Source organism: Solibacillus sp. R5-41 (assembly GCF_002736105.1).
Classification (GTDB): domain Bacteria; phylum Bacillota; class Bacilli; order Bacillales_A; family Planococcaceae; genus Solibacillus.
Genome location: NZ_CP024123.1, coordinates 41,926 through 55,195, shown reverse-complemented (window position 1 = coordinate 55,195; position 13,270 = coordinate 41,926). Strand labels below are relative to the sequence as shown.

The window sequence follows — 13,270 nt, the reverse complement described above, 5'->3', positions numbered from 1 at the left end:
TCGCCATCAGTCAATGAGCGAGAAAGCAATATTACATTTTGGAATAACCCTTCCTTCGTGAAACAACGCACAAAGAAAGGATTAGGAAAAGTTAATTTAATACTTTCATACGAACTTTTTTGCGTCCCCAACTATTAGCTTCGGACTCGGATTGCACTAAAATATCGATTTTCTTCCCCTTAATTGCACCACCAGTATCTCCGGCTACAGCATAACCATACCCTTCTACCCATACTTTCGTGCCTAACGGAACAATGCTTGGGTCTACCGCAACAATCTTTAAATTTGGATTATCGCGCAAGTTAATACCCGCTGCTGAAATCCCTGAACATCCCGGACAATAAGGTGTATACGCAGTCGCTTCTACATAAAATTCCTTACCATTCGTTGGTTCGGCCGAACGAGAAACGCTCGCTGTTACAACTTTTGTTCCCACAGAGACTACTTTTGTCTTTGCTGCTTCTACAACATTTTCAGATGCTACTTGTTTCGATATGGTTTTCCCGTTTTCTTTGACGACATTGTACGTCCGTTCAACCTTACCTTTTTTACCTTCTGTCACTACTTTTTCTTTACCCTTCAACAACGAAGAATCATTTTTCTTTTCAACTGCGAAATCTATTGATTCCTCCACTACATCGGTAACCTTTTCTACGCGAACAACTGCGATTTTTTCATTTGGAGTGATAACTTTTTCCAAATCTTTGTCTACACGATCAAATTCATTTAACTGAATTCCTTGTTGTTTTAAAAAGTTAGCGACCGTAGTCGAAGTGGACCATACTTGTCTCTTTTCTAAGCCATCGACAAGCGTTAACTGAAACGCTTTTTGAATATCGATTTTGTTATCTGCTCCTACTTCTGTATCTAAGCTATGCGATATTATATCTTGCTCTTTTACTTCGATATTTGCTTCTTCCAAAATGTTCTTCACTACTTTTTCAGTTGTCCAAACGATTGACTGATTTCCGTCAACTGAAATGACTATTTCTTTTGCCTGTTCCCATTCAATCGACATTCCACTGTCGATTTCGGTACTCAGTGAGGGTGATACTTTATCATGCTCTGATATATCTATATTTTCTGCTTCTAAAAGCTCGGCAACCGTAACTGCGTGTGTGTATAATTCGGTTGATTCACCGTTTACAGTTAATGCAACTGGTGTTTTCGTTCCTTGATAAAGAACAAATGTAATTACGAATACAAACAGGGCTATCGAAATAATTCTTACTCCTGTTTGCTTACTCCTCAATGATCCTAAGAACTGGCTTTTCATGGAATGATTTGACATGAAAATAACGCCTCCTTAATACAAAGTTGGATTATACGGACTAGTTTTCTTGCTGTCAATAGAAAGGATTTCCTAATAAAAATGATAACTTTACTGAAACTAGTGCTACAACTAGTATTGGAGGCAATTTTTAATACTAAACATTTATTTTTAAATTGAGATATATTTTTTGTCGAAAAGACTCATTGAATGCGAAAATATCAATTACACCTTTGCATAATTGCGGCCAGATTTTGAATTGTACTTGCTCAATTAACTTCCTTCAAAACCTGTGATATCTGCCGATGGCTTCATCTTCATTTAGTGTGATTTCTCTACTGAATGAAGATGGAATTTTACCGACAAATACTTCACTTTTTAGTCCTTCAACTATTACTAAAATTTATTATTCAATTTTAAAAAAGCGTTTTGCATTTTCCGTCGTTTTTTTAGCAACTTCCTCTACTGGCAATTCTTTTAATCGAGCAATTTCCTCAGCGACTAATGGGACGTACGAAGGTTCATTACGTTTTCCACGGTAGGGATGCGGTGTTAAATACGGTGCATCAGTTTCGATTAATAAGTACTGTAACGGAATTTCGGTTGCTACTTCTTTTGGTTGACGAGCATTTTTAAATGTTACTGGGCCTCCAAGACCGATCATAAAGTTCATTTTGATGCATTCATTTGCTGTCTCAACACTTCCACTGAAACTATGCATAATCCCACCAACTGACGCTGCATTTTCTTCTTGTAAAATTCGAACCACATCTGCTGTTGCTTCGCGATTATGAATGATAATTGGCAAATCCAATTTTTGAGCTAACTGAATCTGTTTTCGGAACCAATATTCCTGAATTTCTTTCGGTGATTTATCCCAATAATAATCTAGTCCTGTCTCTCCAATTCCAACGACTTTTGGATGTTTTGCAAGCGTTTCTATCCATTGCAAATCCTCCTCTGTACAGTCAATTGCATCTACTGGGTGCCAGCCAATGACCGCGTATAAAAAATCATAGTCTTCAACTAACTTCATCGCACGCTCGATTGTTTTACGGTCAAAACCAATGACTACCATTTTTTCTACATTTGCTGCCAGTGCGCGATCAATAACCTCTTGTAAATCTTCATCATATTGATCTGCATTTAAGTGGACATGTGTATCGATATAAGTGCTCATTCCCAATTCTCCCATCATATATTGTATGTGAATAAATAAGTACTAATTTACCCGAATTATTAAATTTCCATTACAGAATGTATCGATTTTGTCATTATACTTATATAACATCTTTTATTTAGTTGTTACGAACTACTTTTTTTACTATTTTTAACATTTTAAAATTATATTAATATATCTTATTCTGTTTGGTACATTTAAAATGATGAAAAGTCTGCCGAACAACATACGTTCAACAGACTCCATTCATTTATTTTACTTGCGCACCATTTGTAAGTTTTGGATCTACCGTAGCAAGTGTTAGTACCCCATCATGGGAGCCAGCCAAAATCATCCCCTGAGATAATTCACCACGAAGCGTTACCGGTTTTAAATTGGCCACGACAATTACCTTTTTACCGATCAATTCCTCACATTTGTAATGCTCGGCAATCCCCGATACGACTTGACGTTGTTCATAACCTAAGTCTACTTGGAGTTTCAATAATTTTTTTGCCTTTGCTACCGGTTCACATGCCGTAACCGTTGCAACACGTAAATCAACTTTCATGAAATCATCGATCGTAATTTCATCTGTTTGTGGTGCTTCTACTGCCACCACTTCTTCTTGAGGTGTTTTTACGGATGCTTTCATTTGTTCGCGAATATAAGAAACTTCGACTTCGACTTCTAAACGCGGGAAAATTGGTGTTCCTTTTTCTACCACTTTTATATTTTGTGAAATAGTATTACCGAATGTTTCAATTGTGTCCCATTCTAGCAGTTTTTCATCAAATCCTAATTGATCAATAATTTGCTTTGGCGCAGTCGTCATAAATGGTTGTAATAATACAGCAATATGACGTAGGCTTTCTGCTAAATTGTACATCACAGCAGCTAATTTTGGTTTGTCTGCTTCATCTTTTGCTAATACCCATGGAGATGTTTCATCAATGTATTTATTTGTGCGTGAAATAAGCGACCAAAGCTCACTTAATGCAATACTAAATTGCATTTTTTCCATACTTTCTTCATATTTAATATGAACATTTTCTGCATGTGCTTTTAATGTCGCATCAAACTCGGTTGCTTCTAAGTTTTCTGTTGGAATTACACCATCAAAATACTTATTCATCATCGATACAGTACGGTTTAAAAGATTGCCTAAATCATTTGCTAAGTCAAAGTTTGTACGCTCAACAAACGACTCCGGTGCAAATACCCCATCTTGTCCAAATGGCAGCTCACGTAATAAGAAATAACGTGTTGCATCTAAGCCATAACGTTCGATTAACATTTCTGGATACACGACATTTCCTTTAGATTTTGACATTTTCCCGTCTTTCATCATAATGAAGCCATGTGCAAAAATTTTCTTCGGTAATGGTAAATCCAATGCCATTAAGAAGATTGGCCAATAAATTGTATGGAAACGAACAATATCTTTCCCTACTACATGTACATCTGCTGGCCAATACTTATTAAATAGTTCTTCATTGTCTGAACCGTAGCCAAGCGCCGTAATATAGTTTGTTAATGCGTCTACCCACACATAAATAACGTGCTTTGGATCTCCAGGCACTTTAATGCCCCAGTCAAATGACATACGAGAAACTGATAAATCCTCGAGACCTGGTTTAATGAAGTTATTAATCATCTCATTTTTACGAGATTCAGGTTCAATAAATTCTGCATTTTGTTCATAATATTTTAGTAATCGATCTGCATATTTTTTCATATTAAAGAAATAAGACTGTTCTTTAACCTTTTGCACATCACGGTTACAATCGGGGCACTTTCCATCGACTAATTGCGTCTCAGTATAGTAAGACTCACACGGCACGCAATATAGTCCTTCATATTCACCTTTGTAGATGTCGCCATTGTCTAGGAATTTTTTGAAAATCTTTTCCACCGAATTCGAATGACGCTCTTGTGTAGTTTGAATAAAGTCATCGTACGTAATATCCATAGTAGCCCAAAGTTTTTTTGCTACATCTGCAATTTCATTTACGTAATCTTGTGGATGCTTATCTTCCTCTTGTGCTTTTTCTTGGATTTTTTGACCATGCTCATCCATGCCCGTTAAAAATCGTACATCAAAGCCTTTTAGTCGTTTGTAGCGCGCAATCGCATCAGATGCAACCGTTGTATACGCTGTACCGATGTGGAACTTCCCACTCGGATAATAAATCGGGGTTGTTATATAAAATGTTTGTTTTTCACTCACGGCAATTGCCTCCATTTGCTTTACAGTATCTTCTTTATTCTAACGAAGTACGAAATTTGTTTCAATCAAAGTTTATTACAACTCCTTTATTGTTGAGAAATAATGACTAAAACTTGGTAAATAGTTAGAACTTTTCAACTATTAGAAAATCTTTTTATTAAAAATCGTTAAAAAAAGCAGGTATAAACCGAAATATAACAAAAAAGTTTCTTAAAAATAGTAAATCTGAATACTAATTAATTGACGATTATGGTATTAATTGTTATGATTTAAAATAGACAAGGAATCAATGTCGAATTTTGACGAAATATAATATCTATCATAAATAGGAGGAAATATTGATATGAAATCAACAGGTATCGTTCGTAAAGTCGATGAATTAGGGCGTGTAGTAATTCCAATAGAATTACGTCGTACATTAGGCATTGCAGAAAAAGATGCATTAGAAATTTACGTTGATGACGATAAAATTATTCTAAAAAAATATATGCCTAACATGACTTGTGCTGTAACTGGCGAAGTTTCAGACGACAATATGCGCTTAGTTGGCGGCAAACTTATTTTAAGTTCTGAAGGCGCAGAAATGTTAGTGAAAGAAATCCAATCAAACATTAAATAATTAGCGTCATTTAACGAAAGGGAAATCTCAATAATTGGGTTTTTCCCTTTTTGCTTTTAGTATGGGCAATGAAACTGCTAATTATTAGTATGGGCTATGTTCTACTACCTTTTCCATAAAAAAACTGTGAAGAGCAATTCCCCTCTTCACAGTTTTGCATTATTGATGATACGCTTGATAAACTTCTCGCTTTGGTAAGTTACGTAATTTCGCAACTTCCTTAATCGCATCTTTAGACGATAGCTGACTTTCTTCTATTAAATACTCCACATGCTGCTCCAAAGTGAAGTTCGTCCAGTAAGCTTCCTCTTCTTCGGTAATTTCACTTGCTGAATTTCCCTCTATTACAATACAAAATTCCCCTCGAATTTCATTTTGCTGTGACCATTCAATGGCTTCCGTTACTGTACCACGTAAAAACTCTTCAAATTTCTTTGTTAATTCACGGGCTAGTGTAATCTTTCGGTCCCCTAGCACAAGTTCTAAATCCTTTAATGTCTCTTTCAATCGATGGGGCGCTTCATAAAATACTAATGTTTCTTGGCGTTTTGCTAATTTTTCTAGTTGCACACGACGATCCTTTTTATTACGTTTTAAAAATCCAAAAAAATAAAACGGCTGTGGTGTCAGCCCAGATGCAATTAAAGCGGTTAATGCAGCATTGGCACCCGGAATTGGTACGACTGCAAATTCCTCCTCAATGGCTTTTACAACTATGTCTGCTCCTGGATCTGAAATGCATGGTAAACCTGCATCACTAACAAGTGCAATGGATTTCCCTTCTCGTAAATAAGCTAATAATTTCTCTCCGCCGACTTCTATATTATGTTCATGATAACTTATGAGTGGCGTTTGAATATCAAAGTAATTACAAAGTTTTTTCGTATTGCGCGTATCCTCTGCAGCAATGACATCAACTTCTTTTAAAATACGTAAAGCACGTACAGTCATATCCTCTAAGTTGCCAATCGGTGTCGCAACTAAGTATAAACAGCTACCTTGCTCGTGCTGACTACTTTTCTGTGATTTCATCGGTAGGTCTCCTCATATATTCTATTTTTTTTATGCGTGGTAATTGCTTAAATGCATATTCTGCACGCATTGCCTCTTGTTTTGTCTCAAATAGTTCATAATAAATACACTTTACTGGACCGCGTGCCCTCGTATATTTCGCACCTTTACCAGTATTATGCACAGTAATACGTTTTTCCAAATCATTTGTATAGCCTGCATAGTAGCTTGTATCACGACATTCTAAAACGTAAAAATAATGCTTATTTTCCTTCTCCATAAAGCAGTGCCCTCACTTCTGCTGTGTATTCATTATTATCCTCATACACATAAAGTGGCGGTAAAATTTTTAAATCTGGCTTTCCATCTTTAATGGCTTCAATTAATAATGTATTCGCCTCTTTCCCTCGCTTCGGGTAAACAAATTGAATACGCTTTGGCTCAAGGCGATTCGCCCGCATTGCCGCCACGATATCCAGTAAACGCCCAGGACGATGAACAAAAGCCGCTTTACCACCTTGTTTTACTAAACGACTCGCTGATTCAACCGCTTCCTCTAACGTTAAGTACAGCTCATGTCGCGCAATCGCATAATGTTCACTCACATTTTTTTCACTGAGTTCATGTGCTAAAAAATACGGTGGATTGCATGTGACCGCATCATATTGTTCAATCCCTAACGTTGCTGGTGCTTCTTTTACATCGCCTAATCGCATCGTTATTTGGTGCTGTAATTCATTATATTGAATGCTGCGCGTCGCCATATCATACAATCTCGGCTGTAATTCGACACCTATTATTTCTGCCTTTGTTCGAGCACTTAAAAATAATGGAATGACACCATTTCCCGAACATAAATCGACAATTTTCCCTTTGCTTCTTGGGACTTGGACAAAACGCGATAATAATACAGCATCTAATGAAAATGAAAAGACAGATGGGCTTTGAATAATTCGCAACTCCTCAGCCAACAAATAATCTAATCGTTCGTCATCCTTTAACCATTGTTCCACAACTATTCCTCCGTTTAATTTTCCTTATAAACTGTTTTGATTGAATAAAGTAAACAAAAGACTGATATCTACAATTGCAGATTCAGCCTTTACGTTTAACCATTTTGTTTATTTAAAAATGATAGACAGAACAAACAATCTTCACCTTTACGCGAGCTACCAAAATGTACATGACATACATGGAATCCTTCATGATAAAGACGTGCTAAATTATCATAACCTTCCCCAATATCAATGGCTTCCTTTTTAAGCTCTTCTGTTTTTTGAACAGCACCGGCCTCATTTGCCAACAGTTCCTCTAAACGTGTTCGAAGGTGAAGGTTTTCTGTTTGAAGCGTCTGATGCTCCTCCATCATATGGGCAACAAATTGCTTTAGCGCATTAAATTGTTGCTGCATTGATTCAAGCTGTTGTTCGAACTCCATAACAGTATCTAAAAAATTACGGTCCTTCACTCAAACCACCCCATTAATCTCTATCTATATAAGATTTTTTTCACATTGTAACAATTCATCCAATGTATACTCAACCATACGCTCTTGCTTCGCTAAATATACTTGAATTAAACGCTCTAAAATATTTAATCCAATTACTTTGCCCTCTCCATCAGGTGTCAATGTTATTTCACCGATGTCGGGCATACCTTCTTTTGCCATTTCATAATCATCATTTTCATATTTCAAACAACACATTAAACGGCCACATAAACCTGAAATTTTCGTTGGATTTAGTGATAAATTTTGATCTTTCGCCATTTTAATCGATACCGGATCAAAATCCCCTAAGAAGGTTGAACAACAAAGCATTCTTCCACACGGGCCAATACCACCTAGCAATTTTGCTTCATCACGTACACCAATTTGACGAAGCTCAATGCGCGTACGGAAAATCGACGCCAAGTCCTTTACAAGCTCTCTGAAATCGACGCGTCCCTCTGCTGTGAAATAAAAAATAATTTTATTGCGATCAAATGTGTATTCTACGTCTACAAGCTTCATTTCTAGCTCATGTTCCGTAATTTTTATATTGGCTAATTCAAACGCTCGATTCGATTCGATTGAATTTTCCTCAACTTGTATACGATCGCGATCGTCTGCTGGGCGCACAACTTGTTTTAATGGTAAAACGACGTCATTTTCGCCTACGTGACGCATCGGTACAACTACTTTGCCATACTCTATACCGCGAGCAGTTTCTACTATGACATATTCCCCTACTTCTAGAATATATGCTGCTGGATCAAAATAATATATTTTACCCGCCTTTTTAAAGCGAACTCCGACTACATTATACAAATGTATACCCCTCCTGAAGATTCAGCATTAGCTGCTCCATCAATAGCGTGCGATTCATATTACGATTTAAAGCTGCACGCGAATGTAACACAGATTGCATTTGAAGCGATAATCGTTCATATGTCATATGCAATGCCATGTCATTGAAACGTTGATACATATCAGGATATGTACAAGTTGCCTGTTGATTTGCTTTAATCGCTACCATATCACGATACGCAAATAATAACAAATCGAGTGCCTGCTCCATATCTTCCTTTTCTTTGAATAATGGAAGCCACTCTTCATGAACTAACAATAATGCTTCATGAACATTTTGATGAACCGTCTCTATTGATTTTAACACTGTTTTTCGCGCAAGTACAAATTGCTCGTCATTTGCTAATGAATAAGCTGTATCTAACTCATTCGTTAACATACTAACAGTCGCTGCCATTGAATTGGTTATTCCTTTATCTATTAAAGCTTGGACAAGTACTGGACGTGGTGCTTTTGCAAATTTAATATGCTGACAACGGGAACGAATTGTCGGCAATATTGCCTGAATTTGCTCCGTTAATAATAGTGCAACAACATGCCCATCCGGCTCCTCCAAGAATTTCAGTAACATATTGGCTGATGTAACATTTAACCTGTCGGCGTGATGAATTACGTAAATCTTTTTACCTTCTTCCACACCTGTCATCTTCATTTCAGCAATTAAATCCCGTACTTGGTCAATTTTAATGAACTGTCCGTCTGGCTCTATTTGTTGAATATTCGGATGATTTCCCGAATCCACGCGTCTGCAATTTCGACATGTTTCACATGGAACATTTTTTGTCATATTTTCGCATAGGAGAAGTTTTATAAAAAACGACACGATACCACGTTTACCTGTTCCTTTTTCACCATCAAAAATATAGGCATGTGCCAAACGATTTTTCTCTACAATCGTTTGGAGCTGCTTCATTACTACGGGCTGTAATGTTGTTAGCTCTTCTATTGTTCGTTTCATTATCTTCACCTTTTCATTCGTTGCTTTCTTACTATTAACATTTATAGTGTTCGCTTTAATTGGACATTCGTTTCCAGCAAGAATACAACACCCTATGGTCACAAAGGCTTTCTCTGAATACCTTCTTCTTCATTATTACTGTCTATCATATTACTCACCGTAGAAGTCAATGAGGATGGCATCAACTTCAATAGCATTGTGTAATAATTATCAATTACGCCTCAGATAACTCTTGTCCAGATATTTTTCGAGCTTACTTGAAAAGCTTTCCTTAAAAATCTTTGACTTCCGCCGGGTATTTGGGGCAAAAAGATGTTCGTCACTATGGCGTTGACCTATTCAGTCGGAAATTGAACCCCTCTCATAAAAGTTGAGGACTTTTGCTGAAGCACGTTAAAGCGATACTAGAAAAAATCCCGTGTCTAGTGCGCGACAAAGACACGGGGATACTTTACATATAAAGATTAATTAAGAGACCTTTGATTTCGCCAATTTTCGCTAATAATTCAATAGATTCTTTTTCTTCATTTAATATATCTTCAGCTAACTCAACAAGTCGTTCGTCGATTGTTTCAACAATTTTTAAGCGTCTACCTTCACCAAAACGATTCCATGTATGAGATTGTTTCATCTCTAAACCATAATCCACCGCTTCTTGTAAAAAACGCTTCACCAGCATTTTAAATCGTGCAAGTTCTCGTAAATTACGCGAACGCGCGACACGGTTACCCGCTGCTGAAATGTCACCTAAAAGCCTTGTCAGTTGCTCTGTTTGCATTTTAGATCCTTGTTTCAAAACCATATCACCAAAACGATTATTGCCTTGGTTTGTTGGACGTAAATCATTGCGATTAGTATTCATACCAAGTCGGATATCTTGATTGATTTTCATTTATCTATCGCCTCCACTATATTAAAAATGGTGGAATTGATCGATTGGTAAAACAAAGACAATTGCTCCGCCAACTTCAACTTCCACAGGGTACGGAATATAAGAGTCTGCATTTCCACCCATTGGCGAAACTGGTGCTACCATTTGTTCACGTGATCTACAGTTTTCACGAATAATATCCAATAATTTCGGTATTAACGAATCATCCGTACCAATTAAAAATGTTGTATTTCCAGAACGTAAAAAACCACCTGTACTTGCTAATTTCGTCGCACGAAAGTTATTTTTCGTCAAAGCATTTGATAATCGGTTACTATCTTGATCTTGCACAACTGCTACTACTAACTTCATCCGTACTCACCCCTTCATTGAATTGGTGCTTCTATTATATCATAACTTGAAGGTCCACTTCATTTACTTTTACCCTAATATTGGATTTAAAATCCCCCATACCTCTTCGACAACATCCTCTATCTGCTGATCCGCGTTGATTACACGGAATCGATTTGGATAACGTTTCATTGCTTCTTGATAGCCTTCATACACCTTTTGATGGAATGCTAACCCCTCGACATCTAGGCGATTTATTTCATCTGAACGATTAGCATGAATTCGTGCCAAACCTTTTTCGGGTGCAATATCAAAATAAATTGTGATATCCGGAAGCCTTTGACCAATTGCAAATTGATTAATTAATAACACTTCATCTACACCAATTCCTCTTGCATGACCTTGATATGCAAGGGAAGAATCAATAAATCGATCACATAGTACATGCTTTCCTTGCCCCAGTGCTGGTATGACTTTTTCATAAAAATGTTGCGCTCTTGCCGCTGCATAAAGTAATGCCTCTGTACGCTCATTCATCATTGTATGTTCAGGATTTAAAATGACGGAGCGGATTTTTTCTGCAATTTCGATACCACCAGGTTCCCTTGTCAGTAGAACATCTTTTTGATTTTGCTGTAAACGTTCTCCTATTGATTTTAATACAGACGTTTTCCCTGCACCATCCGGACCTTCAAATGTTATAAATAAGTTCCCTTGCATGTTTATATTCTCCCCTTTTTCATTTTATGACATAAATTAGTTTTTCATGTAAACGATGCTCTCCTTGGAAAGCAGCACCCATTGCTAATAATTCCTCTAGTTGACTCAACTTTGCAACCGTAATTTTTTCACCTGGAATAAATAATGGGATTCCTGGTGGATATGGTATTAATGTCGATGCAGCAACACGGCCAATTGCCCTCACATAAGGTACCCATTCTTTTTCAGCACGTTCAATTTGGGCAAAACTTAATTCAGGCTTAGTAAGTGCAGACATTTCAATTCCCAGTTGATTTACTTGAGCTAAATGACCTGGTGATTCTTTTAATTGTATTAAAGCCTCTTTCATTCGAATTCTCAAATCTGCAAATGGATACGTGTCTCCATGCTTTAATAAAGGTAAAATTAATAGGACTTGATTGGCATCTGCTAATTCGACAAATACCTGCATTTTCTCCAATGCTAGTTTCAACTCAAAGCCTGTATATCCTGGTGCTCGTACAATTAATTTTAACAAATCATCTACTTCAACGACTTGAAGCTCAGTTAATGTTTGTAACGATTCAATCAATTGTTTACGCTTCTCCATTAAGTAAACAAAGTCACTTTCCGTATACCCCGTCACATACTGCCTCGCATCATCTAATGACGCCAATAGTAAGTAAGAGGGACTACTTGATTGAAGCATCCGTAAATAATGATTTACTTTTTGAGCATCTACCCGTGTCGACTTAATATGTAAAAAAGAAGCCATTGTCATAGCTGGCAATGTTTTATGTGCAGATTGTACAACAACATCAGCTCCCAAATCTAACGCAGAAGCAGGTAATTGACTACTGACAGTCAAATGGGCACCATGCGCTTCATCTACAAGTACAGGAATCCCCTTTCCGTGACAATATGAAATTTGTTTTTCTAAATTTTTTGTCGTAACACCATAATAAGTAGGATAAGTTAATATTACTGCTTTTGCATCAGGATATAAATTTAGTGCTTGTACTAATTGTTCTAGTTGGACACTCCCCGCAGTTTGACTTTGTTCGTGCCATTTTGGTGCAATATAGACGGGATTGATACCCACTAATTCTAACGCGTGAAAAATTGATTTATGCGCATTTCTTTGCACGATGACCGTATCCCCTTGCTGACACGTTGCATAAATCATCGCTAAATTACCGACCGTTGAACCATTTACTAAAAAGAAGCTTTGTGCTGCTCCATATGTTCGAGCTAATAATTTCTCTGCTTCTAAAATGGCCTCTTCCGGATTATGAAAATCATCTAATCCTGTTAATTCTGTTACATCATATGTTAACGCTTTTTTTATTCCATTTGGTAAGTTAGAAAGCATTCCATTCTTATGCCCTGGTACATGCAATGAGAGCGGCTTATTTTTTATAAATTTTTGTAATGCTTCTACGATTGGTCTTTCTCTTTTCATCGTTACACCTCAACAAAGTTTATCTTTCTTCCTATTATAAGGTGGTCTGTAAAATCCGACAAACCCCACATCCTTTAAACAACTTATATATGCACTTTTATTTTATGATTTCTTTAACAATAAAAAACCCACTGATTTCTCAGTGGGTTTTAATTTGCGAAGCGATGTCCTACTCTCACAGGGGGAAGCCCCCAACTACCATCGGCGCTAAAGAGCTTAACTTCCGTGTTCGGTATGGGAACGGGTGTGACCTCTTTGCCATCATCACTTCACTATGAAAGATTGTTCTTTCA

The 13,270-nt window shown here is 37.0% G+C and carries 14 protein-coding genes and 1 rRNA gene; 1 reads left to right on the top strand and 14 read right to left on the bottom strand.

The window, feature by feature from the left end; genetic code table 11:
* Nucleotides 1–91: 91 nt before the first annotated feature.
* From CSE16_RS00245 to metG, 3 genes are all read right to left on the bottom strand, one after another.
* Nucleotides 92–1,291, bottom strand: coding sequence for a resuscitation-promoting factor (locus tag CSE16_RS00245; RefSeq protein ID WP_099422037.1), 1,200 nt, complete (start codon nt 1,289–1,291; stop codon nt 92–94).
* A gap of 385 nt (nt 1,292–1,676) precedes the next feature.
* Nucleotides 1,677–2,450: a TatD family hydrolase gene (locus CSE16_RS00240; protein ID WP_099422036.1), complete on the bottom strand. Its 774-nt coding sequence runs from the start codon at nt 2,448–2,450 to the stop codon at nt 1,677–1,679.
* A 250-nt stretch (nt 2,451–2,700) separates the two neighbouring features.
* Nucleotides 2,701–4,659, bottom strand: coding sequence for a methionine--tRNA ligase (gene metG, locus CSE16_RS00235; protein WP_099422035.1), 1,959 nt, complete (start codon nt 4,657–4,659; stop codon nt 2,701–2,703).
* 343 nt (nt 4,660–5,002) lie between these two features.
* Here metG and CSE16_RS00230 point away from each other — a divergent pair, with 343 nt between their 5' ends.
* Nucleotides 5,003–5,278, top strand: coding sequence for a transition state genes transcriptional regulator AbrB (locus tag CSE16_RS00230; RefSeq protein WP_099422034.1), 276 nt, complete (start codon nt 5,003–5,005; stop codon nt 5,276–5,278).
* Between the two features lie 159 nt (nt 5,279–5,437).
* Here the strand turns inward: CSE16_RS00230 and rsmI are convergent, their stop codons facing one another.
* The 11 genes from rsmI to rrf all read right to left on the bottom strand — a co-directional run bounded on the left by rsmI (nt 5,438) and on the right by rrf (nt 13,249).
* Nucleotides 5,438–6,310 carry a 16S rRNA (cytidine(1402)-2'-O)-methyltransferase gene (rsmI, locus tag CSE16_RS00225; protein ID WP_099422033.1) on the bottom strand — a complete coding sequence of 291 codons (873 nt, stop codon included), beginning with the start codon at nt 6,308–6,310 and terminating at the stop codon, nt 5,438–5,440.
* Nucleotides 6,291–6,569 (bottom strand): GIY-YIG nuclease family protein, encoded by a 279-nt coding sequence (locus CSE16_RS00220; RefSeq protein WP_099422032.1) that lies wholly within the window; start codon nt 6,567–6,569, stop codon nt 6,291–6,293. Before CSE16_RS00220 ends, rsmI begins: the two co-directional genes overlap by 20 nt.
* Nucleotides 6,553–7,302, bottom strand: a complete 750-nt coding sequence (locus tag CSE16_RS00215) for a tRNA1(Val) (adenine(37)-N6)-methyltransferase (RefSeq protein ID WP_099422031.1) — start codon at nt 7,300–7,302, stop codon at nt 6,553–6,555. Before CSE16_RS00215 ends, CSE16_RS00220 begins: the two co-directional genes overlap by 17 nt.
* Nucleotides 7,303–7,397: 95 nt before the next feature.
* Nucleotides 7,398–7,757: a DNA replication initiation control protein YabA gene (yabA, locus tag CSE16_RS00210; RefSeq protein ID WP_099422030.1), complete on the bottom strand. Its 360-nt coding sequence runs from the start codon at nt 7,755–7,757 to the stop codon at nt 7,398–7,400.
* Between the two features lie 24 nt (nt 7,758–7,781).
* Complete coding sequence (locus tag CSE16_RS00205; RefSeq protein ID WP_099422029.1) at nt 7,782–8,597, bottom strand: PSP1 domain-containing protein; 816 nt, start codon at nt 8,595–8,597, stop codon at nt 7,782–7,784.
* Entirely contained in the window at nt 8,590–9,594 is a 1,005-nt protein-coding gene (holB, locus tag CSE16_RS00200; RefSeq protein WP_099422028.1) for a DNA polymerase III subunit delta', read from the bottom strand. The genes CSE16_RS00205 and holB overlap by 8 nt, the downstream gene beginning before the upstream one ends.
* A gap of 451 nt (nt 9,595–10,045) precedes the next feature.
* Nucleotides 10,046–10,486, bottom strand: coding sequence for a YaaR family protein (locus CSE16_RS00195; protein ID WP_099422027.1), 441 nt, complete (start codon nt 10,484–10,486; stop codon nt 10,046–10,048).
* A gap of 21 nt (nt 10,487–10,507) precedes the next feature.
* Complete coding sequence (locus CSE16_RS00190; protein WP_099422026.1) at nt 10,508–10,837, bottom strand: cyclic-di-AMP receptor; 330 nt, start codon at nt 10,835–10,837, stop codon at nt 10,508–10,510.
* A 69-nt stretch (nt 10,838–10,906) separates the two neighbouring features.
* Nucleotides 10,907–11,536: a dTMP kinase gene (gene tmk / locus CSE16_RS00185; protein WP_099422025.1), complete on the bottom strand. Its 630-nt coding sequence runs from the start codon at nt 11,534–11,536 to the stop codon at nt 10,907–10,909.
* A 19-nt stretch (nt 11,537–11,555) separates the two neighbouring features.
* On the bottom strand, nt 11,556–12,977 hold the full coding sequence (locus CSE16_RS00180) for an aminotransferase class I/II-fold pyridoxal phosphate-dependent enzyme (protein ID WP_099422024.1): 1,422 nt from the start codon (nt 12,975–12,977) through the stop codon (nt 11,556–11,558).
* A gap of 156 nt (nt 12,978–13,133) precedes the next feature.
* Nucleotides 13,134–13,249, bottom strand: a 5S ribosomal RNA gene (gene rrf / locus CSE16_RS00175).
* Nucleotides 13,250–13,270: the final 21 nt, after the last annotated feature.

Bases quoted from the DNA above. Each gene is read 5' to 3' on its own strand.
- rsmI (WP_099422033.1), bottom strand. From the start codon at position 6,310: ATGAAATCACAGAAAAGTAGTCAGCACGAGCAAGGTAGCTGTTTATAC.
- CSE16_RS00195 (WP_099422027.1), bottom strand. From the start codon at position 10,486: ATGAAAATCAATCAAGATATCCGACTTGGTATGAATACTAATCGCAAT.
- holB (WP_099422028.1), bottom strand. From the start codon at position 9,594: ATGAAACGAACAATAGAAGAGCTAACAACATTACAGCCCGTAGTAATG.
- CSE16_RS00180 (WP_099422024.1), bottom strand. From the start codon at position 12,977: ATGAAAAGAGAAAGACCAATCGTAGAAGCATTACAAAAATTTATAAAA.
- CSE16_RS00220 (WP_099422032.1), bottom strand. From the start codon at position 6,569: ATGGAGAAGGAAAATAAGCATTATTTTTACGTTTTAGAATGTCGTGAT.
- tmk (WP_099422025.1), bottom strand. From the start codon at position 11,536: ATGCAAGGGAACTTATTTATAACATTTGAAGGTCCGGATGGTGCAGGG.
- CSE16_RS00230 (WP_099422034.1), top strand. From the start codon at position 5,003: ATGAAATCAACAGGTATCGTTCGTAAAGTCGATGAATTAGGGCGTGTA.
- CSE16_RS00240 (WP_099422036.1), bottom strand. From the start codon at position 2,450: ATGAGCACTTATATCGATACACATGTCCACTTAAATGCAGATCAATAT.
- CSE16_RS00245 (WP_099422037.1), bottom strand. From the start codon at position 1,291: ATGTCAAATCATTCCATGAAAAGCCAGTTCTTAGGATCATTGAGGAGT.
- CSE16_RS00190 (WP_099422026.1), bottom strand. From the start codon at position 10,837: ATGAAGTTAGTAGTAGCAGTTGTGCAAGATCAAGATAGTAACCGATTA.